The organism is Marinobacter sp. (assembly GCF_034669625.1).
Classification (GTDB): Bacteria; Pseudomonadota; Gammaproteobacteria; order Pseudomonadales; family Oleiphilaceae; genus Marinobacter.
The window spans coordinates 188,373-209,417 of sequence record NZ_JAXMOY010000003.1; the positions used below are offsets into that span (position 1 = coordinate 188,373).

A 21,045-nucleotide genomic window follows, 5' to 3' on the forward strand; every position below is an offset into this window, starting at 1 on the left:
TCAAGGAAGGGCTACAAGCATGACGCTAGATATTTCAAATGCACTCACCTTTGATGTTGAAGATTACTTCCAGGTGGCGGCCCTAGCTGAGGCTGTTCGTTATGACGACTGGCCCTCGATGGAATATCGAGTAGAGGCCAATACTGACCGAATCTTGTCCTTACTCGATTCCGCAAAGACAAAAGCGACTTTTTTCACCTTAGGCTGGGTAGCCGATCGCTCACCTGAGATGGTCAGGAGAATTGTAGATCAGGGCCATGAAGTTGCGAGCCACGGCTATAGCCACCAACTCATCTACAACCAGACTCCCGATGTTTTCCGAGAAGAAACCCGAAAGTCGAAAACGATTCTGGAAGACATAACCGGTCAGGCCATTACAGGTTATCGGGCGGCCAGTTATTCCATCACTCATCAGTCACGCTGGGCATTGGATATTTTATGTGAAGAGGGCTTCACCTGGGATTCTTCGATTTTCCCGGTGCACCACGACCGCTATGGCATGCCGGGTACGCCTAGGTGGCCTCACCGGCTAACGACAGATAATGGCAACGAACTGGCCGAATTTCCGCTGAGTACTCTGAAATTGCCCGGTTACACGTTGCCCATTGCGGGCGGCGGTTACTTCCGGCTATTTCCATACTGGTTCAGTCAATGGGGGCTGGGCTCTATTAATCGGAAAGGGCAGCCGTTCGTGTTTTATCTGCACCCGTGGGAAGTGGACCCTGGCCAGCCACGACTGGACGTGAAATGGTTCTCGCGGTTCCGGCATTACAACAATCTTGATGTTTGTGAGGCGCGCCTGAAGCAACTGCTATCGCGATTCAAGTTCACAACGATGACACAGGTTCTCCGGGACCGTGGAGTGTTGGATGCATAGCCCATGCTGTATCTAATCTTTTGGTTTTCTCTGGTGTTACTGGTGTATGTCTACATCGGTTATCCAGTGCTGGTAGCACTGTTAGCAAGGACTTCGTCGACACAGACGCAGTCTGCGGTAACCGGCAGCGACGAGAATCTGCCATTCGTCTCCATATTGATCACCGCTTATAACGAATCTGCAGATATAGAGGCCACGCTCGCCAACAAACAGGCGCTGGACTACTCCTCAGACAGAATCGAAGTGTTGGTTATCTCGGATGAATCCGATGACGGCACTGACGAAATCGTGCAGCGTTTCAGTGACCAGTCTGCTATCCCCATTCGGCTTTTTCGCCAGTCCCCCAGACAAGGTAAAACCGCCGGACTGAATACCTTGGTACGGGAAGCAAAAGGCAGCATTCTGCTGTTCTCTGATGCCAATTCCCAATGGGATAGCCAGACCGCTCGCCAGCTGGTTAGTTGCTTTGACGACCCGAACGTCGGTTATGTCACCGGTAAGATGGTCTATATAAACAACGACGGATCGTTAGTGGGCGACGGATGCAGTGCGTATATGAAGTATGAAAACTGGTTGCGAGAAAAAGAAACGGCGATCGGCTCGATTGTAGGTGTCGATGGCGGAATCGATGCCATGCGTAAAGACCTTTACCAGCCGCTCCGGGCTGATCAATTGCCAGACTTTGTCCAACCTCTGAAAGTGATTGAGCAGGGCCACCGCGTAGTGTACGAACCCCGAGCGCTTTTGAAGGAAGCTGCTCTGGATGATAGTGGCAGTGAGTTCAGTATGCGGGTGCGGGTAAGTCTGCGGGCGATGTGGGCATTAAAGGATATGCGCCATCTTATGAACCCGTTTACCTTTGGGGTGTTTGCAGTCCAGCTCATGTCTCACAAATTGCTCCGATACGCCGCATTTATGCCGCTTGCTACCTTTTCGTTGGCTGCGCTGCTGCTTGCTGGGCGTGGAGGTATTTATGCGCTGGCATTTGTGGGATTGGTCGCGCTTTATCTACTCGCATGGATGGGCCATATCAAATCGAAGGACGGTAACGCCACCCCGGTGTTTTTCACTGTGCCTTACTATTTCATGTTGCTGAACATCGCCTCTTTCAAAGCGGCTAGCGCGTTTTTGAAGGGTGAGAAGAAAGTTGTCTGGAACCCAAGGAAGGGATGACCACTATGTCAATCAGGGTGTTGCATTTGATTGATAGCGGCGGCCTTTATGGTGCGGAAAAAATGTTGCTGACGCTCGTGGCTGAACAAATCAAACAGGGACTGGCGCCAATGATCCTCAGTGCCGGAGAGCCGGGCCACCCAGAGAAACCAATCGAAGCCGAAGCCAAGCGCCTGGGGTTGCCTGTTACTCCATGGCGCATGAAGCCGGGTTTCAATCGGACTGAAGCCCGAAAGATCATCCGCTGGGCAAAGAGCGACGGCTTTCAGTTGCTGCATTCTCATGGCTATAAGTTCAACGTGCTGATGGGCCTGTGGCCGGAATCGATTCGTTCCCTCCCTTTAATCACGACTCTGCACGGCTACATCAAAGCACCACGGTTCACCAAATCCTGGCTATACGAGAGCGTGGATCGTTTGGCGTTAAACCAGATGAGAGCCGTGGTGCTGGTGTCCGACGCCATGAAGCAGCAGATACCCAAGGCAGTTGCCGAGTCCGGGAAGGTAGCCGTCATACCAAACGGCTTGGATATAGAAGCCGTTCGAATAAAGGCACAAAAGCCGATTGACGGGGTTTTTACAGAGTTTTTTGGAAAACATTCGCCGGTGGTTCTGGGAGTAGGGCGGCTGTCGCCGGAGAAGGGGTTTGAGTCTTTAATCAGGGTGTTCAGTCGATTGCGCGAAAGTTACCCCAACGCAGGACTGATCATAATCGGCGAGGGCGCTATGCGGACCACACTGGAGCGCCAGGCGAAAGAGCTAAACCTGTCATCCAGTCTGTTGCTACCGGGGTACTACAACGAAGTGCCTGCACTAATGGCTCTGGCAGATATCATTTGTATGCCATCGCGTACAGAAGGGCTACCGATCACCTTGCTTGAAGCTATGGCAGTGGGCGTGCCCATTTTAGCAACCGATGTCGGGGAGATAGGCCGGGTTTTAGGTAAGGTACAAGGCTCTGCTCAAGGCGGCGCGATCCTTCCCCCAGAAGACGATGCCGCATTGTTCGAGGGCCTCAACACCGTGATGTCTAATCCAGAGGCAATGGATGAAGCCAAGGCTTGGTCCCGTGAGCGCGTGCAAGCGGACTATTCATCCGATGCAATGACACGGCGATATTCATCCGTTTATCAGCAGGCCCTAGGATGAAGCTCAGCATCATAATGGACCAATATAACAATCCCTATGCGGGTACTGAAAGCCAGGTACTTAAGTTGGTTTCGGGGCTTGTTGAGCGAGGCTGGGAGGTACGCTTCGCAGTGTTCAGGGGAACCGAATTTAGCCGTAGTGGTGAGTTCCCCGTCACGATCGAGGAGCTGGATGTCAGCTCGATCTCAAACCCCCAAAATTGGCTAAAAACCTATCGATATGGCCGACAACTGAAGAAGCTTGGATTCCATTTGGTTCATGTTTTTTTTAACGATGCCTCCGTGCTATGCCCGCCAACTATGCGCGTGGCCGGTTTGAAAACCATTATTTCCCGACGTGATATGGGCTTTTGGTACAACAAAAAGTACATGCAGGCGCTAGCGTTGACGGGCCGCTTTGTCTCCGCTGCCGTGTGTAACAGCAAAGCAGTTGCGGAGATCACCGCGTCGTCAGAGGCAATTCCACCGGAAAAAATTCAAGTCATTTATAACGGTTACCCGCCCGCAAGCATCCAAGGATCCGTCATTGATTCTGAACACGATGACAACAAACCTGTAGTTATTGGTGTGGTTGCTAACCTGAGGCCGATCAAACGAATTGACGATTTAATCAAAGCGGTCGCTGAGTTGAGAACGGCGGGCTTGCGAACTAGCTTAAATATTGTAGGGGGCGGAGATCCCGGGCCATATGAACAGTTGGCTGTTGAGCTTGGCATCCGAGATGCTACCCAGTTTCTAGGCTCTCAGCTGGAGCCGGAGACGTTTATAGAACACTTCGATATCGCGGTTTTGTGTTCGGAAACAGAAGGATTCTCAAACGCCATCATTGAATACATGCGCTGTAAAAAGCCCGTGGTTTGCACTCGTACCGGCGGCAATCCGGAAATTGTGGAGGACGGAGAAAATGGCTACTTGGTGGATGTGGGAGACATCTCAGGTTTAGCTGAAAAGCTCAGAAAACTCATAGAACAACCTGAATTAAGAGTGCGTATGGGGCGCATAGGGGCAGAGAAAGTGGCGGACAGATACGACGTGAATGCCATGTTAGATGAGTACATCGGGCTCTATGAATCGGTTCAACCAAAGGTTATTCAATGATGATGAGCGCACTGTCTAAATACATTTTCTATCCCGCCTGGGATCTAAAAGATGGCAGTGAGAGGCTGGTGAAATGGCGGCAGCTTGAAAAACAGCAGTGGTGGTCACAAGACGACCTGCGTCGCCTCCAACTAAACCGGATGAAAACGCTATTGAGTTATGCCGAGGAACACAGTCCCTATTACCGGGAAATCTTCAAACAGCACGGGCTTAAAGCCTCGGGTATCAGAGCATTAACTGATATTGAACGGATACCCGTGACGACAAAACAGGATATCCGTAATGGCGGTGATCAATTCATCAGTGATCAGTTTGAAAAACAGGCCTTGGTTTCGGCTAAGACCGGCGGGTCAACCGGCGTTTCCTTAAACCTCTATTTTGATGGAACCTGCCAGGAAAAAAGAAATGCAGCCCAGCTAATGGCGGACCGGTGGTCTGGCTGGGATCTCGGCATGAAAAGGGCATCAGTGTGGGGAAACCCACCGGTACCCGAAAGCGTTAAACAGAAGCTACGCCACAACCTTCTCGATCGAACCATATACCTGGACACCATGGACTTGAATAACCAGTCCATGAGTTCGTTCGTTGCGCGGTGGCGAAAAGAAAAACCCGGGGCCGTGTTTGGCCATGCGCATTCGATCTACATATTTGCGAAATACCTTCTACAGGAAAGCATCACCGATTTACGACCACAGGGCATCGTTGCGACATCCATGATGCTGTTAGACCACGAACGGGCAACGATTGAGAAAGCATTTGATTGCCACGTCACGAACCGCTACGGCTGCGAAGAAGTGGGCCTAATCGCCTGCGAGTGTGAACAGCATAGAGGCATGCACATTAATGTGCCGCACGTTTACTTGGAATTTTTGGATGCAAACGATAACCCTGTGGCCCCCGGCGACCCGGGTAAGATCGTGGTAACGGACCTCAACAATTTCGCCATGCCACTCATACGATACCGAGTTGAGGATGTTGGCGTTTACAGCGACCGCGTTTGCGAATGTGGCCGAGGATTTCCATTGCTGGAGAAACTTGAAGGACGAGTTGCCGACTTTTTGCGGCTGCCGGGTGGCGGCCAGGTTGCGGGTATTTCGCTGGTAGAACGCACGCTGACCAAAGTGCCCGGGATAGAGCAAATGCAGTTGATACAAGAGCAGCTCGACGAGGTGACGATTAACCGGGTTAAAGACTCTGACTATACGGAAGAGACTGACATAGATCTGGTGGAAGCTATGCGAGAAGTTTTTGGGGAAAGCGTGGATCTCAGCATCAATGATGTAAAAGACATTCCTCAAGAGGCATCCGGTAAATACCGGTTCTCAATATGCAGGGTTACCGAATGAGCGATCAGCCATTGGTTTCAGTAGTCATTGCTACCTACAACACCGATCAATATTTGCCGGCTGCGGTGGCTTCCGTGCTTGACCAAACCTGGAGTAACCTCGAAGTTGTTGTGATAGATGATGGCTCTGAAGATGAAACAGAAGCACGTATGGCAACATTCGAACACGACGCTCGTGTGCGCTATGTCCGAACCGAAAATCGCGGCCAACCCAAAGCTAAGAATCGAGGACTCAAAGAAGCGCGTGGTGATTTCATCGCCTTTTGCGACGCGGACGACCTATGGGTTAACAACAAGCTTGAGGTTCAGATGCCGAAGTTCGAGAACCCAAGGGTTGGGGTCGTCTACAGTGAGGTTTCGTACATCGACCAGCACACCACTCCCATTGAGAAAGAGGCTCCTTATACTCGTTACAGCGGCAATGTAACGGATGCATTGGTTATCTCGAATTTCATACCTTTTGGAACCTCGGTGATTCGTCGTAAGTGCCTAGAGCGAAATGGATATTTCGACGAGGAATTACCGATGGGGATTGATTGGGATCTTTGGCTGAGATACTCGGTTGATTGGGAGTTCAGCTATTGCCCAGAGGTGACCTACATATACCGAATATGGTCGGGACAGATGTCTAAAAACTATCGGGGCCGATACGAGAATGCGTTTCGTATTCTTAGGAAGTTTATCAAAGCAAATCCAACCAAAGTCTCGGCGCGCCTGGCCTCGCGTGCTTGGGCTGACATGTATATTGGCCGAGGAATGGCCATTGCTAGTGCGGAGAAATCGATCTCGGAGCCGTTATCAGACATCTTCACAGGCTTGAAATACGACATATCTTACCTGCGTGGCTGGAAAAGCCTGATTAAGCTGATGATCCGGCGAGTATAAAGCTATGGTCAAGTCGAGGGATAGACAATGACATTGAACTATTTCATATACAAGGTAGCGAGGCCTTTCGGGATTTTACAGGCCGCGCGATTCCTTGCACGTAATCACCCCCGCATCCTGATGTACCACCGCATCTCTCCAGACGGGGCCCCTGGCACCATTTCTGTGGATCAGTTTCGTAAGCAGATGAAGTTGATAAAAAAATCGTTTAATCCGATCTCTTTGTCGAAGTTGATCGAGCTGCATGAGAAGGGAATCACCCCGAGGCATGCGGTCGCGGTAACGTTTGATGATGGCTATAGTGATTTTGGGGACTATGCATTTCCGGTTATGAAAGAAGAAGGAATACCAGCAACTTTGTTTATTACCACCGGATTTGTAAATGGTGATATTTGGTTGTGGCCGGATCAGATAAAATTCGCGATTGAGAATGCAAGTGATAATGAAAAAATTAGAATTAGCGGGATAGATGAAGATTTAAATTTCGTCAAAAATAAAAATGAATGTTGGAGTAAGATTGCAGATTATGGATTGTCGTTGGGGCAGGAAGATAGATTAAGTATGATTGAGGAACTATACATAAAGTTAGGCTTATCCCTCCCTAGAAAGGCACCATCCATGTTCAGGCCAGTGAGTTGGGACGATATAAAAGAAATGATGAGGTTTGGGTTAAATGTTGAAAGTCATTCAGTCAATCACCCTAGCCTTGTAAATCTGAATTGGACTCAGTTGAAATCGGAATTAAGTAAATCTAGGGATAAAATAAACGAGGTTCTGGGTATAGAATCAAACGTATTTTGTTATCCTAACGGTTTGGAAAGAGATATAACTGTTGAAATTGAATGTTGTGTAAGAAAAGCAGGATATAATTATGGCGTCTCTGCATATTATGGGGTTGAGCCGCTCGTTAATAGGTGGTCTATTAATAGGTATCCAGCAAGTAGTCAGGATTACCAATTTGAAAAACATCTTTTCGGTATGACGTATGTCATTGAAAAATTTAACATATAGGTTATGGCATAACTTTTGGATGTAAAATGAAAAAAAATATTCAAAATCTTTATCTGTCACTTCCGGTATCAGTTCAAAATATTTTAGTTAGCATATATGGAATAGGGATATATAGGCAGAGATATGGTTTTGGGTCAAGGAAGTTTGATAAATGCCTGAATGTTTCTCAATATTATAGCCAAGAACAGATGAGGGATTATCAAGATAAGAAGTTTCTTTATATTGCTAAATTGTCAATTCGATATGTTCCTTTTTATAGAGATTGGGCAAAACGAAATAATGTTGAGCTGGATGATTTTAAATCTATTAAGGATCTAAAATACTTCCCTGTGATTGAGAAAAAACAAATTCAAGAATCACCAGGTTCATTTATATCGGATAGACATAGAGATAGGAAATTAATAGAGCTAAGCACAAGTGGTAGTACTGGAACTCCATTGAAGATATATTGTGATCAAAAAACCAGAACTTTTCACTATGCATTCTTTACTCGAGTTAGAAGTTGGTATGGTATCAATAAAAGAAGCAAGAGAGCGACATTTTTGGGGCGGGTAGTCGTAAGTGGGAAGCAAAAGACGCCTCCTTATTGGAGATATGATGCAGTACAGAAAAATTTAATAATGTCGTCCTATCATTTGTCTGAAGAAAATATGGAGTTTTATTATAGAGAATTAAATAAATTTAAACCTGAAGAGATATTTGGTTATGCTTCGAGTATCTATTTTTTGGCTCTATATATTATGCGTCAGAATCTAAATCCGATACAGTTAAAAATAGTGATGACCACTGCTGAAACACTAATGCCGTATCAAAGGGAAGTTATTGAAAAAGCATTTAATTGTGTTGTTGTTGACCAATATGGTTGTACTGAAATGGCATTCTTTGCATCACAGTGCAAGTCTGGCTCTATGCTGTTCCATCCTGAGCATTCTGTGATTGAGGTAAGAGACCATGGTTCTGGGATAATACGTAATACAGGTTCTGGTGAATTGGTAGCCACTAGCTTGATAAATGAAGCGATGCCTTTAATCCGATATCGAGTAGGTGACAGCGTCCTGATTTCTGAGATGAATGACGTGCTCTATCCAAGTTTTCCGAAAATCACTGAGTTAGAGGGGAGAACGGATGATTTGATTTATACCAAAGATGGCAGAAAGATAGGTCGCCTTAGTCCTATTTTTCGGAGTGACAAAAATATAAAGTCATCGCAAGTTGTGCAGAAAATTGATGGCAGCGTGGATATTTATGTTGTTCCTGATCAAGGATATACTACTACCCACCGAGAACTTATTCTATCTGAGGCCGCTGAGAGGATAGGATGCTCTTTGTCAATTAACGTGTTTGAAGTTGATTGTTTAAAAAAAGAAAATAATGGGAAATTTAGGCCAGTAAAAAGTTTTTACAAACCAGGCTTAAGTGGAAGCTCTTAATATTATTATGTGAAAACATCATACGGTAGTTGTTATGTTGCCATTTGTTTCAATACTAATTCCTGCTTTTAATGAAGATAAAAATATATCTAGATGTATTTTAAGTATTAATGAACAAAATTACCCTAAAGAACGTTACGAAGTTATAGTGATGGATAATGGTTCCACTGATCGGACAGCTCAAATTGCGACAGAGCTTGGTGTGTCTGTAATTGATGCTTCTGGATTATTGATTGGTGGAGTGAGGAACGCGGGAGCGAGGGTTGCGAAAGGTGATATTCTAGCGTACATCGATGCTGATTGTTTAGCTCCAAAAAATTGGATACAGTCAGGCGTGTCGTTATTATATTTAGAGAGTGATATTGGCGCTGTTGGCGGCGGGTGTGACATAGGACCTTCAGCGTCTTGGGTGGAAAGAGCCTGGGTAATTAATAGGCCTTATATAGAAGCTACCTATGTGAAAATTCTAGCTACCGGAAGCTTTTTTATCACTAAGGACACTTTTGAGGAAGTTGGAGGTTTTAATGAAACGGTAAGGGCAGGGGAGGATACTGAAATATCTAAAGAGATAATTGTTAATAATAAAAATCTAATTCTTTCATCAGCTATTCGCGTGATTCATTTAGGATATCCCTTAACTCTTAGATCATTTTATGAGAGGCAGGTATGGCAAGCTTCGGACTATGTTAGGACGCGAAAGTCTGGCCTTGATCCAGTGTTTATCTTAGCTAATTTGTTTTTGGTGTCATTGCTAGTATTTTTGGTTTCTTTATTTTCTAATTTAAAAGTCGGGTTAACGGCTATTGTCATTGGCGGAGGCATCGCAATGATGCTCTCCATTTATAGATATCGGCGGGCAAGTGCAAGATTTAGTTTTTTGCTATTTTTTCAAGTTTTCATTTTAAATTATTTGTACTTGGTGGCACGGGCGGTTGGACTTATCAAAAGTTACAAAAGAGAAATATATAATTTTATTTCAATTAATTAAACTCGTCAGAGTTTCATTTTCTGTTTATTCTATCTCTATGCTTGATGGACTACTTGGGCATTTTGTGCATGGCTCATTATTTAACCTTATGCCATTTTCGTTTACAGATTCGTCTTTCGTTACAACATAAATATACAAATCATCATTTTTGTCAAATTGTCCAAGATTTAGTTTGGCCGAGATCTCATTGTCGTTCCAAGAAACAAAAGGTTGAATTTCTTTCTTGTTCCCTGCTTCTGACCAATACTGACTTGTTGACAACTCAATTCGCTCTGGAGAACTTGAAATAAAAATATCATCCATTTTTATTTCAAGTGATTCGTAAACATCATAGTTAGGATCAAACCCAATCAGCCACACAGTTAAACCATCTTGTATAGTGGACTTTTCGAAGTCACTTACTGAGTGAATTATTTTTCCGTTTGTCCATGCTTTAATTGTTCCTTTTTCGCCATTTGCAAATATTTCAAGTCTATTCCAAACACCTGCTTTTCCAGCCCAACTATCCCACTCGCTACCGTCTTTATATGCACCTAATAGTGCTTGAGTCCATGAGATCCTTGTATCTTTACCGTCTAATGAATCCCAAATTCTAATAAGCTTGTTTGCGCCTCCAAATTCATTAATGTCACCGCTGGGTTTGAACCACCAGCTAACATAAATATTTTTATTCGTACTGTCTGAAAATGCGCTGGGCACACCAAGGAAAGCTTTTTCTAGTCCTAAGTAGTTGGCGCTGGAGTGTTGATGCCGCTGATCGTTACCACGATATAACGTGACCGGTTTAGCCCATGGGCTTCCGTTTCGTTCCCAGGGGCCTCTATCAGTAGGCACGTCAGCTCCACTATTAAGGGCTTCAAATTCGGGTTGGTTATCAACGGTATCCCAAAGCATGTGTTTAGCTGCTTGGGATTCTCCAAATCCTTCACCTCGAATAGTAAGGGAGCTACCATGTTGAAGTTCACCGGAGACGTTCTGAATATTTGGAGCTCCTACGGCCAAAATACTATGAAAACAAAAAGTTGATGTGATAATTAAAGGAAATGTAGAGAATTTCAACGTTGACGTTTTCATTATGTTGGCTCCTTGAGCTTTAGGTCTTCGGTCGTTTGATCGATGATCCTAGGAGAATTGTAGTCCAAGTTAAAGAAGCAGGGAAACTTTAGTTTCATATTGATATAACTATATTTTATTTTTCGGTAAATTTTATTCCAAATTTTGATTTACCGCTTATTCCGAAACGTTATATTGATGTTTGTGTTTGTGTTTGTGTTTGTGTTTGTGTTTGTGTTTGTGTTTGTGTTTGTTTTTGTTTTTGTTTTTTTTCGAAGGAAATGTTGTTTTAAAGGCTTTTCCGATTAATAATGATAGAGTGTCTTTGGAGAGGTTATTTTGTGATTGTGGCTTAATTACCTGTTCTTTAGAATTTTCTGCGGGGTTGTAATCGTTTGAAAAGCGAATCGAGATTGAAATTTTACGCTGACCAAGTGGATAGTAAAACTAGTGTGGCATTTTATTTATATTTATTTTATTTGGTTAGTTTTTTTCTTCATTTGCCAGCACGAATATCTATCCTAGGTTCCATAAGGATGGATTTTATTATCGTATCAATTATTTGTTTTTTGATTTTTTTGAATAGGTCTCGCTTGAAGTCTAATTTTGATGATTCTTCAAGATATTTGTTTTATATATTTTGTTTTGCAATTTTGACATTACCTTTCGTTCATTGGCCTGGTTCGGTAATAAATAATGGTATAGTTTTGTTTATAAAAGGGGCTATTTTTTATTTCTTTACAGTTAGTTTGGTTGTTAGTGAAAAGCGTTTGAAGTTGACGGTTTTCGTCTTTGTTTTATGTAATTTACTACGTGTTATAGAACCATTGGTTCTAAATGTTACTTCTGGATATCTTGGGTCTGCGACCTATTTGGGTGACGGAGAGTTTGCTGGTAGGCTATCTGGTGCTCCATCAGATGTGGTAAACCCCAATGGTCTAGCCTTTATTATAGCGACAGTGATTCCTTTTTTGCATTATGTCATGGCGCCTATTAATCGTTTCATGTTTTCTGTTTATATTTTTTTGATGCCTATTTTATTATATGCGATGGCTCTGACGCTCTCGAGATCTGGAATTATTGCATTGTGTATCATTGCTCTTGGGGTTTGGATAAAAAGTTCTCACAAGTTCCTGCTTGTTATTGTAGGTATTTTTTCTGTTTTTCTTATATATGCTAATTTGAATGATGTTCAGAAGGATAGGTATTTTTCGATTGTTAGTGATGAAGCGCAGCAGTCTGGAACCGCTGATGGTCGAATAGATGGCTGGTTTGTTGATTTAAAAGTTGCCATGAATCGACCTCTCATAGGTCATGGGCTTGGGACTTCAAGGGAAGCTAATTGGAATGTTGCGGGAATCGATAGGGTTTCGCATATTTTATGGGCCGAGGTTTGGCAAGAAATTGGTGCTATAGGGCTTCTTTTGTTTATTTTTTATTTGAAATCAATGGTCAAAAATTTTCTGCAAGCAGGGTGTTTGGTCAAAAAAAATCTATATAGATCTGATTTTGTTTATCGTTGCTTAGAGGCAATGCAAGTTTGGCTTTTAATGAATTTTTTATTTAGTTTTGCTAGCTACGGTTTGAAAAGTTATGAATGGTATTTCTTTGGTGGTCTGTCTGTTGTTGTTTTATCGATTGTTAAAAATAAAATTTGTGTCCAGGAAAGCCATATTCAGTTAGGTTCGGAGAAGCCTGAGGTGTTTCAGTTGGCAAGAAAAATAAATCGGCTTTAGGTGAAGTGATAATTTATTAAAAATCTCCAAGTAATATAGTGATTGTTTTATATAACGACCCGGTAGCCAATTAACTTTAGATCATAAGTTTTTCGAATTGAAAGTTATAGAAATTTTAATAAATTGTTTAATGTCGTGCCGTAAGTCATCAATAGATTTTGGCGGAAATGTTTTCCTGTATAATTTGAGTGCTGATATTATCTCGCCTTTGGTAATTAGGCATGATTGTAACTTTCTTAGGTATTGTCTGACTCTGATATTTAAGAACCTACTAAACTGATTGTTTTTTTCGATCATACGTAGAGAGGACCTGCTCTTTACTAAGTTTTTTAACATTCGTTCATTATCGCTACTCATATTTTGGTCATGTAGTCGGCGTTCAAATCCTATATCAGGATGAATTATGACCTGACCATGAATCGCTACGCGGTAAATTAAATGGAAATCTTCACAGGCAGTTAAGGTCTCATCGAAGCCTTGCTCCTGCTTCAGGTATTCAGACCGGAAAACTGGCGAAGACGCGATGGTGAAATTTTCATCAATCATGATACGCCTACACTCCTCAGAGAGTAGCGCGAAAGTTTTACTCTGATTACGCCCTACATACGAAGAAAAAATAGGACAGTTGGAGAAGTGGTCCACGGTACGCTCATTACCCTTGAAATTTCGGTAGTTAATAATACTCATTACGGCTTCGGGGTTGGCTAATAATGCTACTATTTGCATCTCAATTTTTTCGGGCAGCATGATGTCGTCAGCATCAAAGAAAGTAACAAAATCTCCCTTTATTTTTCCTAATCCTGTATTTCGAGGGGATGCACAACTACCACTGTTTTTTTGGTAATAGTAGTTAACCCGCGGTATGTATGCCTTTACAATGGCAGCTGTGTTATCTGTAGAACCATCATCAACAACGATGATTTCAAGGTTCCCGTAGGTTTGTTCCAAGATGCTGTCCAACGTTTCACGGATATATTCCGAAGCGTTGTAAGCTGCGATCACAATGGAAACGAGCGGTTTGGGATTGGGTGTATGTTCCATCTTTTTTATCCTGACAATTTGTCATTGCGCTAAGGTTATCTTGGTTTCGGTTTGATCTGTACTTAGAGGAATAGCTTGAGTCGACGCCCTGGAATGACTTTGCGAAGTTCGCTTTTTTCTAGAGCTGAAAAACCAAGCTTTATCCCCGTCGCCGCAGTGACTGCCGTCATGAGTGCTGCAAGGGCGAAGATCTGACTGTAGCTCTCTGGCTTTACACTGTTATGTACCCATAGGTACATGCCTACGAGAGGCAAGGTTGTAGCTGTTATTGGACGAATCAGACAAACGTAATAGTCTTTCACCGGCATTTCGATAGCACGACAAGCAAGTGCTGGAAGAACGAACAGACGGAGCGCGAGCAGCGGTATCATGGTGCCGAGAGAAACTCCAATCAATCCATAATATCGAACTAAAATCAGGCTTAAGGTCAAGTTAAGACCCACCTCTACTACATCAATTTTCGCCACGATGCTGTGTTTGTTCGCGGCATACATGGCGGAATTCAGAGGGTGGTTAGCGAAACCAATCATGCGCCCAATTAGCAATATCACCATCACCCAATAGGCTTCTGAGTAACTTGGTCCCATCCAGCGATTGATAAAGGCATCGCCGAATATCACTAACCCGCCGCCGGCAATCAGAGCCAGTACAAGATTGAGGCGTGTGATAAATAGTAGTTTTGAGTGCAGCTCGCGAGTGTCTTCTTTAGTGTGGTAGGCCGTGAAAATGGGCACGAACATGTTGGTGGCCTGGCTGAGAAACTGAGCGACATAATCCACTAGGCGCAAACCGATCGCATAGGGGGTTACACTCGCAGCAGAAAGGAAACCGGCAATAACAAAATTGTCGACGTTGTTCCGCATTTGGTAAGCAATGGCAATGACAAACGACCAAATACTGTATTTGAACAGTTCTTTACTGTTTTCTCGGGATGCCAGAGACCGGGAAAGCTTTAGAGCGGGGAAGGCCGATTTACAGATCAGGTAATAAAGAATATTGGATATTCTGGCAGTACAGAACGTGATGACTGCTAGCGTGACAATGCCATAGCCATTGGATATGAACCACCAGGTCAGTCCTGCCCCTAACAGAGTCATGACAATTCGAACGAGGGCGACGTGATGAAATCGGAGCTTTGCGTTGGCAACCCCAGCCAGGGCGTTAAAGGGAAACTCTAAGGCTACCGACACGCCGATGATCAGAACAAGCCATTGGATAATATCTTTATCGGCGTCGTTATCGATAAACCCTCGGCTAACGAAACTGGCGGCGATGCTCACGAGGATAATCACGAGCGCGATGGCAATATAAATGGCAAGTGCGGTATTGATGGTGATGTTGGCTTGCCGGTCGTCATTGGTCCCAAAGGCACGACTGACGTAGCGGGTTACCGCGCTGGCCATGCCCATATCAAAAAGGTGATAGGCCGCGGCCAGACTGCCGACCACCGTCCAGATGCCGTACCAATGGTCGCCGAGTTCATGAATCAGGAACGGCATCATGAAGAACGCGACGATGATGCTCACAAAGGTTTGAGAAACCCTTGTTACGGATCCTTTTAGAAGTTCGATGGCGGTCGACACGTTAGCTGCTGCTACCTGATGCTTTTAACTGTTTGAGTTGGTTTAGGACGAAGGGTGGAAGGCAGGCCAGCAATAAGTAGAACATGCTTTTTCGGTCTTTGCGTTTGATGAGCGCTTTAATCAATGCATTGCGGGCTTGCGGCAGCTGCTGTTGTTTGAAATGGGAGTAGCCAACTTCAAAATGGAATCGCCCAATTCTGTGTTTCAGGTGATTAAGCGATATTGGGTCGCCCTTGTGGTACTGCATCATTTTCTCTGTGCAGGCAATCAGACCCGGTGCCCGGTCCTCAATGCTACGGAGCGATATGCTGCCTTGCCGTACACGGTAGTGATGAAAAATGGAGGGGATATAGAGAAAGTCGTAACGGCTAGCGACAGCCTGCCACATAAGGTAGTCGTCCGAATTGCGCACGTCCTCATCGAACCCCCCCACATTGTCGAAAACACTTCGCCGAATGGCCACTCCAGACGTGCCTATGTAGTTTGAAATTGCTAAGCCTTTCAGGGCGTCTCGCGCTTTGATCAGAAAGGCATCGCCGGCTACTTCGGTTTTCTCGAGGCTATGGAGAGTTTGGTACGGTGAGAGAAAATCGGGGTTGATGACAGCATCCTGCTCATCTATACAGGCAAATCCTGTAAATGCGAGCCCGGCGTGCGGCGCATTTTTCATACACTCTATGGTTTTAGCCAGCTTACCTGGCAGCATGATGTCATCTGAATCGAATATAAAGATGAATTCACCCCGAGCTTTTTTTATCGCTCGGTTTCTGGGAATAGCGGGTTTACCGCTATTGGCCTGGTGATAGTAGCGGATTCTGGGTTCTTTATACTGATGGATAAGTCGGGCGGTATCGTCAGACGATCCATCGTCAATGATGATGATTTCGAAATCCTGACACGACTGGTTCAGGATCGAATCTAGCGTCTTGCTGATATATTGCCCCGCGTTAAACGCGGGGACAATGATTGAAGCTTTTGGCATTTGCGTCCTTGCCACTTCAGAGGATGTTGTGTTGCCTAAAGTATAGCCAGTTTCATGGGTGTTCGATAGGCAATACAGTCAGTACCTCTGAGTGTTCTCTGAATTTAATATCTCAGGGCTTCCATAGAACTGGTATACGATGAGCCAGCCGTTGCGCCACCGCCCATTATGTACAGCGTGTCATTGATCGTCGCAGCCGCTGCGCCATGTTTTGGGGTTGGAACATTTGTTAAAGGGCGCCATGTATTGGTCGCAGGATCGTATTCTTCATTTTGCTCAAAGACCCCACTGGTGTTGTTTGCATTCAATTCGCCACCCGCTACCTGGATTTTTCCTCCGATGACACCCACGCTCATGGTGCGTCTGCCGGTTGGCATTGGGACCATGTTTGTCCAGCTGCCCGTTGCGGGGTCGTACATTTCGACGGTTTTCATGGCGCCCTCAATTGTATTGCCGTTAGCTTCGCGATGACGGCCGCCAAAGACGTAGATCTTACCGTCGGTTACTGCCGAACCAGGATTGTCACGAACATACGTTAGTGGTTGGCCAAGTTGCCATGTGTTGGACAGAGGGTTGAAGATTTCCACCGAATTAAGTGAATTGCCTGCAGACCCCATGCCGCCAATGATGTAGATGGTGCCGTTAAGAGTCTGAGCCGTAGCGCCACCTTTAGCGGTTGGCATGTCAGAAAGCGTTGCCCAAGTGTTGGAGGATGGGTCGTACACAGAAGTATTGGCCACTGCGCCTGAGAATGGCGCTGTTGATCCGCCAAATACGTATAGCTTGCCGTTGTAAGCTGTAACCGCCGGGTTTTCAACGCCGGCGCCTGGGAGTGGCGCCCCTTGGCTCCAGACATCTGTACCTGGGTCGTAAATGAGTAGAGTATTTAGGTGCCCGCTGTTGTTTTTTCCACCTACGGCATAGAACTTACCCTCAATGGTTGCTCCGGAGGCATCCAGTACTGCGATGGGCGCTGGTGCCTTGGACTCCCAGCAGCCTAGGCTTACGGGTTTCAGGGATGTGAGGTTGCCTCCACCGAACTCTCCGACAAACAGGTTGCCGGAGGGTGACCTGGTCATTGGAAGAGGGTCGTTAAAGCCGGTTATCAGAGGGCTACCTTCGACGCCGTAATTGCCTGTGCTGTCGAGTTTAACTCGGAATATATCGTCGCCCACTGAATAGTTGGTAATCAGTAATTGACCATTCAGATAATCGCCAACGCAACCTTGCCCGCCTTGGTATTCAATAATGGCGTTCGCAGATTTGTGTTCGCCAAGGAGGTAGGCTGGCTCCTCGTAGTTCGGTAACGGCGCAACATTCTGGTAGGAGCCGTCTTTGAATACGCACTCGTCGCGGTGCGGGTTAGGGTGACCATAATAAGCGCCTTGCTTGATACGCAACAACAAGTCGGGTTGGGCGCCAGGGTTATGTCCACCGTTTTGATAGCTCGCCGTGCTGGCCAAACCAAGGCACTGGGGTTCCGGGCTAGGGGGAAAGGTGCCGGTTACACCAAGGCCATTGTCGGTCGCGTACATATTGCCGTTCGTATGGAAGGCGAAGTCGTAGCTATTGCGCAAGCCGGTGGCGTAGGTGGTGACATCGCAAGGTGGAGGCCCGAACAGATCATTGGTGTTGTTGCAGGAGCCATCAAAGTTAGCAGAAAACACATCCGCTACCAGAATAGCAGCGCTCAAAGGCTGTTCTTGCATTTGGCCGAATTCGGAATTTGATTCATTCGGTGCACCTGCGCCGGTATTGCCACCGATGGCGATATAAAGGCGGTTGTCATCCGGGCCGAAGTGTATGGAGTTAATCGAATGGTTGGCGATCGCCCTGGGCAAGCCGGTAATGACGTGTTCAACCGTTCCGAACCCTTGGCCGCCAATGCGGGTTACCATACCGGAGTTTGGTTCGCCGTTATCAATGGAGGGACTGCTATGAGCGACCCACAGTTCTATGTCGTTGGCAGTAGAATAGGGCGACACCGTGATACCGAGGGTCAGTCTTGGGCCCAGGTCATTCTCGAGAGCGTTAATGACTTCGTCGTTGATAACGTTGAGTTCGTCGTCAAAGGTAAGCGCTCGAATCGTGCCGAAGAGTTGGGTCACGTAGAGTCTGTCATCCGGCCCCCAGACCATCGAAGTCGGGTAATCGATGTTGTATTGATGCTTGATGAAATCGACACCGGAATTAGGTGCTAATGGAGCTTCTCCCTCTTGCAGCGTGAATTCGTTGAAGCGATAGATCATGGGTGCAGACGCATGGCGGTGCGTTGCAAAAATGCCAGTGAAACTGCGGGTGCCTATTTCCGGGTCGATACCGGCTGCGTCAAAGCTGAAGAACTCATCGGGTGGATATATCGTGTCGAGTTTGTAGGTTGAACCACCATTCAGGCTGTAGTTCAACTCGACGCTCCGAGAGTATGGGTTCACGATAAGGCCGAATTTTGCATCCGAACCAACGAGTCCCGCAGTTGGAACATTTTTCTCAATCAGTTTTTGACCATTTACTTCGAGTAAGTAATGGATAATCGCCCCGCTGGGCGTAGAGGCTGCCACCAGCTTGAGGTAGTTGTCTTCGTCATTTCCGAACCAGAGTCCGGCTTGCTCATATTTGCCAGTACCTTGCGGAACATCCAGTATTTGAGTGGTGATCCGGGTGATCTGGTTGGGCGCGGCAAAGCCTACCGCCATAGTATTATCGAGAGAGTTAACACCTTCGATATTTAGACCGGACGTTGTGGTCAACTCCAAGTAACCCTGCAAGAAAAACATCTCCAAGTTGTCCTGAATGTAACCAGTTCCAGCAGTCGGCTTGTCCACCCACGTAAAGCCGGTGCCCCAGCCATTTTTGTCCATGTAATAGCCTTGGCTTTCTGTGAAGCTGAGTTGGTACGGCAGGTCTACACGAACATCGCTGCATTGCACCGGGGCACATTTGTCGGAACTTGCGACTGTCAGTTGCACAGGCACATCAGCCGGGTCTCCGTTGGTTGGACTGAGGGTCACCAAGCCACTGTAGTTTCCTGATGCCAAGCCATTGGTATCAACCGACACCGAAATGTCGTCGGGAGTGGTGGCATTTGATGGAGAGGCCGACAGCCAGAGTTCATTGGTGCTTACCGTAAATGCTGTGGCTTGATTGCTCGTGTGGCTGACGGAAATTGTCTGACTTGCCGGTATTGAATCAGGAGCGGCTGTAAATGATAGCGAGCCAGGTGCAGTTAGCAGCCCTTGTGGGCCATCGGTAATCGTCAGAGTGTAATTAACAACTGCGGATTCATAGCCCGGGGCCGAAGCCGTCAGTGTCGCGTTGTGTGTGCCTGCGGGCATGCCGGTTGGGTCTGCTGTCACCGTTATCGTGGCGGGTGTGGCGCCTGAATCACCGATGCCAGAAAGCCAGCTTTCGCTCGAGGTTAGATTGAACAATGCGCCGGAATCGCCGCTGTCGGTAAGTGTACTACTCGAAACAATCGGTTCGGGGTTATCAACATGTCTGGAGCCTGCTAAAGACGACGGAGCAAACGCTAAAAAGTCTGCGTTGTTGGAAACATCAAAGAATTCCGTAACTTCGTGTGTTGACCCGTCGTTCAGTCTGATCACCGCTGTCACGGTATGGCTGTCGTCAGTTAGCTGAGTCGTATCGAATGCCAGGGCTTGATCATTAGATGCAGTGCCTGCGAGGTCATACGGAGCGACGCTTTCTGTCTGGTTTGGCGAGCCGCTCTTTTGAGGATTGTCGATATAGAACTGGACGCGAGTCATGTCGGGTTGCTCGGGAACGAAAATATATACGTCACCGGCTAAAGAAGCGCCGCGAAGTGAGATGGCGGAAGAGCGATCCGGCGCGTTGCTGGCCATCAATGCATAGGTGTTCGACGATTCTGGCACGACATCTAACGTAACAAGCAAGCTGTCACTGCTTGCATTGTTGCTGTCTGCTATTACTTGAGCGCTGTATTGCCCGGGAGGCAAGCCGGAGGGGTCTGCCGTCAGACTGATGCTTTCAGGTGTCGTGCCGGAGGTTGGCGTGATGGAAAGCCAGACTGCATTGTCGGATAGGGTAAAAGATACCGGGTTTGAATCAGAGGTCTGCAGTGACACAGTTTTGGAAGAGGTGGCCGTACTTCCTTCTTGGGCTGAGAACGTCGCCGAGGATTGGTTGAATGCTAGCGCGGGCGCTGAGTTGTATACAGTAAACGCTGAGGATACAAGCTCGGTGGATCCGTCGTTGTACCGAATACTGGCGTAGATGCTGTGCTGGCCGTCGTCTATTGAATTGGTGTCGTAAGGCTTTGCGGAATCGTTAGCTTCGGTTCCGTTAAAGTCGAAAGGTTTTACGTTCTCGACACTGAATGATCCAGAGGGCGGTGCCGAGTCGAGGTGAAACTCGACGCGCTTGACGTCAGTATCTGGCGAAATAAAGATATAACGAATTCCATGAAGTTCGGCCCCGGCCAATGGTATGGGTGCTGATCGTGCAGGATATTCGCTGACCAATATATTGGGAGCAGCAAGAAGCGGGAAACTGGCTAAAGCGCTAAGCAGAATTAAAAGAAAATACGTTAGCAATCTACTGCGGGCTGGTACTACTCGGCTCAGAAAGCTCATGCTTGATATCTCCCGAAACGTTCAATCTTCCTTTTCGGTGATCGCAGCATCATAAGTGCCAGATTATAACTTCACCAAAAATAACA

At 46.2% G+C, this 21,045-nt stretch carries 15 protein-coding genes; 10 read left to right on the top strand and 5 right to left on the bottom strand.

The genetic code is table 11. The annotated features are described in order from the left end of the window. Positions 1-19 precede the first annotated feature (19 nt). Genes VOI14_RS04215 through VOI14_RS04255 form a run of 9 tightly spaced genes read left to right on the top strand, consistent with a single transcriptional unit; the run spans position 20 to position 9,954 of the window. The gene (locus VOI14_RS04215) at positions 20-877 is read left to right on the top strand and encodes an XrtA system polysaccharide deacetylase (protein WP_323750776.1); all 858 of its coding nucleotides are present in this window, start codon (positions 20-22) and stop codon (positions 875-877) included. 3 nt (positions 878-880) lie between these two features. After that, on the top strand, positions 881-2,050 hold the full coding sequence (locus VOI14_RS04220; RefSeq protein WP_323750777.1) for a glycosyltransferase family 2 protein: 1,170 nt from the start codon (positions 881-883) through the stop codon (positions 2,048-2,050). Between the two features lie 5 nt (positions 2,051-2,055). Continuing rightward, positions 2,056-3,198 carry a glycosyltransferase gene (locus VOI14_RS04225; protein WP_323750778.1) on the top strand — a complete coding sequence of 381 codons (1,143 nt, stop codon included), beginning with the start codon at positions 2,056-2,058 and terminating at the stop codon, positions 3,196-3,198. Beyond that, entirely contained in the window at positions 3,195-4,295 is a 1,101-nt protein-coding gene (locus tag VOI14_RS04230) for a glycosyltransferase family 4 protein (RefSeq protein WP_323750779.1), read from the top strand. Before VOI14_RS04225 ends, VOI14_RS04230 begins: the two co-directional genes overlap by 4 nt. Continuing rightward, the gene (locus VOI14_RS04235; protein ID WP_323750780.1) at positions 4,292-5,641 is read left to right on the top strand and encodes a hypothetical protein; all 1,350 of its coding nucleotides are present in this window, start codon (positions 4,292-4,294) and stop codon (positions 5,639-5,641) included. The genes VOI14_RS04230 and VOI14_RS04235 overlap by 4 nt, the downstream gene beginning before the upstream one ends. Beyond that, entirely contained in the window at positions 5,638-6,525 is an 888-nt protein-coding gene (locus VOI14_RS04240) for a glycosyltransferase family 2 protein (RefSeq protein ID WP_323750782.1), read from the top strand. The genes VOI14_RS04235 and VOI14_RS04240 overlap by 4 nt, the downstream gene beginning before the upstream one ends. Positions 6,526-6,552: 27 nt before the next feature. After that, entirely contained in the window at positions 6,553-7,536 is a 984-nt protein-coding gene (locus VOI14_RS04245; protein WP_323750783.1) for a polysaccharide deacetylase family protein, read from the top strand. Positions 7,537-7,562: 26 nt separating this feature from the next. Next, positions 7,563-8,966, top strand: a complete 1,404-nt coding sequence (locus VOI14_RS04250; protein ID WP_323750784.1) for a hypothetical protein — start codon at positions 7,563-7,565, stop codon at positions 8,964-8,966. A 34-nt stretch (positions 8,967-9,000) separates the two neighbouring features. Then, complete coding sequence (locus VOI14_RS04255; RefSeq protein WP_323750785.1) at positions 9,001-9,954, top strand: glycosyltransferase; 954 nt, start codon at positions 9,001-9,003, stop codon at positions 9,952-9,954. A gap of 24 nt (positions 9,955-9,978) precedes the next feature. Here VOI14_RS04255 and VOI14_RS04260 read toward each other — a convergent pair whose 3' ends face one another. Continuing rightward, entirely contained in the window at positions 9,979-11,028 is a 1,050-nt protein-coding gene (locus VOI14_RS04260) for a hypothetical protein (protein ID WP_323750786.1), read from the bottom strand. Between the two features lie 515 nt (positions 11,029-11,543). Between VOI14_RS04260 and VOI14_RS04265 the strand changes: the two genes are divergently transcribed. Beyond that, the gene (locus VOI14_RS04265) at positions 11,544-12,743 is read left to right on the top strand and encodes an O-antigen ligase family protein (protein ID WP_323750787.1); all 1,200 of its coding nucleotides are present in this window, start codon (positions 11,544-11,546) and stop codon (positions 12,741-12,743) included. 81 nt (positions 12,744-12,824) lie between these two features. Here VOI14_RS04265 and VOI14_RS04270 read toward each other — a convergent pair whose 3' ends face one another. From VOI14_RS04270 to VOI14_RS04285, 4 genes are all read right to left on the bottom strand, one after another. Then, entirely contained in the window at positions 12,825-13,784 is a 960-nt protein-coding gene (locus VOI14_RS04270; RefSeq protein WP_323750788.1) for a glycosyltransferase family 2 protein, read from the bottom strand. 62 nt (positions 13,785-13,846) lie between these two features. Continuing rightward, entirely contained in the window at positions 13,847-15,367 is a 1,521-nt protein-coding gene (locus VOI14_RS04275; protein ID WP_323750789.1) for a lipopolysaccharide biosynthesis protein, read from the bottom strand. A 1-nt stretch (position 15,368) separates the two neighbouring features. Further along, positions 15,369-16,349 carry a glycosyltransferase family A protein gene (locus VOI14_RS04280; RefSeq protein ID WP_323750790.1) on the bottom strand — a complete coding sequence of 327 codons (981 nt, stop codon included), beginning with the start codon at positions 16,347-16,349 and terminating at the stop codon, positions 15,369-15,371. A 104-nt stretch (positions 16,350-16,453) separates the two neighbouring features. Beyond that, entirely contained in the window at positions 16,454-20,959 is a 4,506-nt protein-coding gene (locus tag VOI14_RS04285; protein WP_323750791.1) for a kelch repeat-containing protein, read from the bottom strand. Positions 20,960-21,045: the final 86 nt, after the last annotated feature.

Bases quoted from the DNA above. Each gene is read 5' to 3' on its own strand.
- VOI14_RS04215 (WP_323750776.1), top strand. From the start codon at position 20: ATGACGCTAGATATTTCAAATGCACTCACCTTTGATGTTGAAGATTAC.
- VOI14_RS04220 (WP_323750777.1), top strand. From the start codon at position 881: ATGCTGTATCTAATCTTTTGGTTTTCTCTGGTGTTACTGGTGTATGTC.
- VOI14_RS04225 (WP_323750778.1), top strand. From the start codon at position 2,056: ATGTCAATCAGGGTGTTGCATTTGATTGATAGCGGCGGCCTTTATGGT.
- VOI14_RS04230 (WP_323750779.1), top strand. From the start codon at position 3,195: ATGAAGCTCAGCATCATAATGGACCAATATAACAATCCCTATGCGGGT.
- VOI14_RS04235 (WP_323750780.1), top strand. From the start codon at position 4,292: ATGATGATGAGCGCACTGTCTAAATACATTTTCTATCCCGCCTGGGAT.
- VOI14_RS04240 (WP_323750782.1), top strand. From the start codon at position 5,638: ATGAGCGATCAGCCATTGGTTTCAGTAGTCATTGCTACCTACAACACC.
- VOI14_RS04245 (WP_323750783.1), top strand. From the start codon at position 6,553: ATGACATTGAACTATTTCATATACAAGGTAGCGAGGCCTTTCGGGATT.
- VOI14_RS04250 (WP_323750784.1), top strand. From the start codon at position 7,563: ATGAAAAAAAATATTCAAAATCTTTATCTGTCACTTCCGGTATCAGTT.
- VOI14_RS04255 (WP_323750785.1), top strand. From the start codon at position 9,001: ATGTTGCCATTTGTTTCAATACTAATTCCTGCTTTTAATGAAGATAAA.
- VOI14_RS04260 (WP_323750786.1), bottom strand. From the start codon at position 11,028: ATGAAAACGTCAACGTTGAAATTCTCTACATTTCCTTTAATTATCACA.
- VOI14_RS04265 (WP_323750787.1), top strand. From the start codon at position 11,544: ATGGATTTTATTATCGTATCAATTATTTGTTTTTTGATTTTTTTGAAT.
- VOI14_RS04270 (WP_323750788.1), bottom strand. From the start codon at position 13,784: ATGGAACATACACCCAATCCCAAACCGCTCGTTTCCATTGTGATCGCA.
- VOI14_RS04280 (WP_323750790.1), bottom strand. From the start codon at position 16,349: ATGCCAAAAGCTTCAATCATTGTCCCCGCGTTTAACGCGGGGCAATAT.
- VOI14_RS04285 (WP_323750791.1), bottom strand. From the start codon at position 20,959: ATGAGCTTTCTGAGCCGAGTAGTACCAGCCCGCAGTAGATTGCTAACG.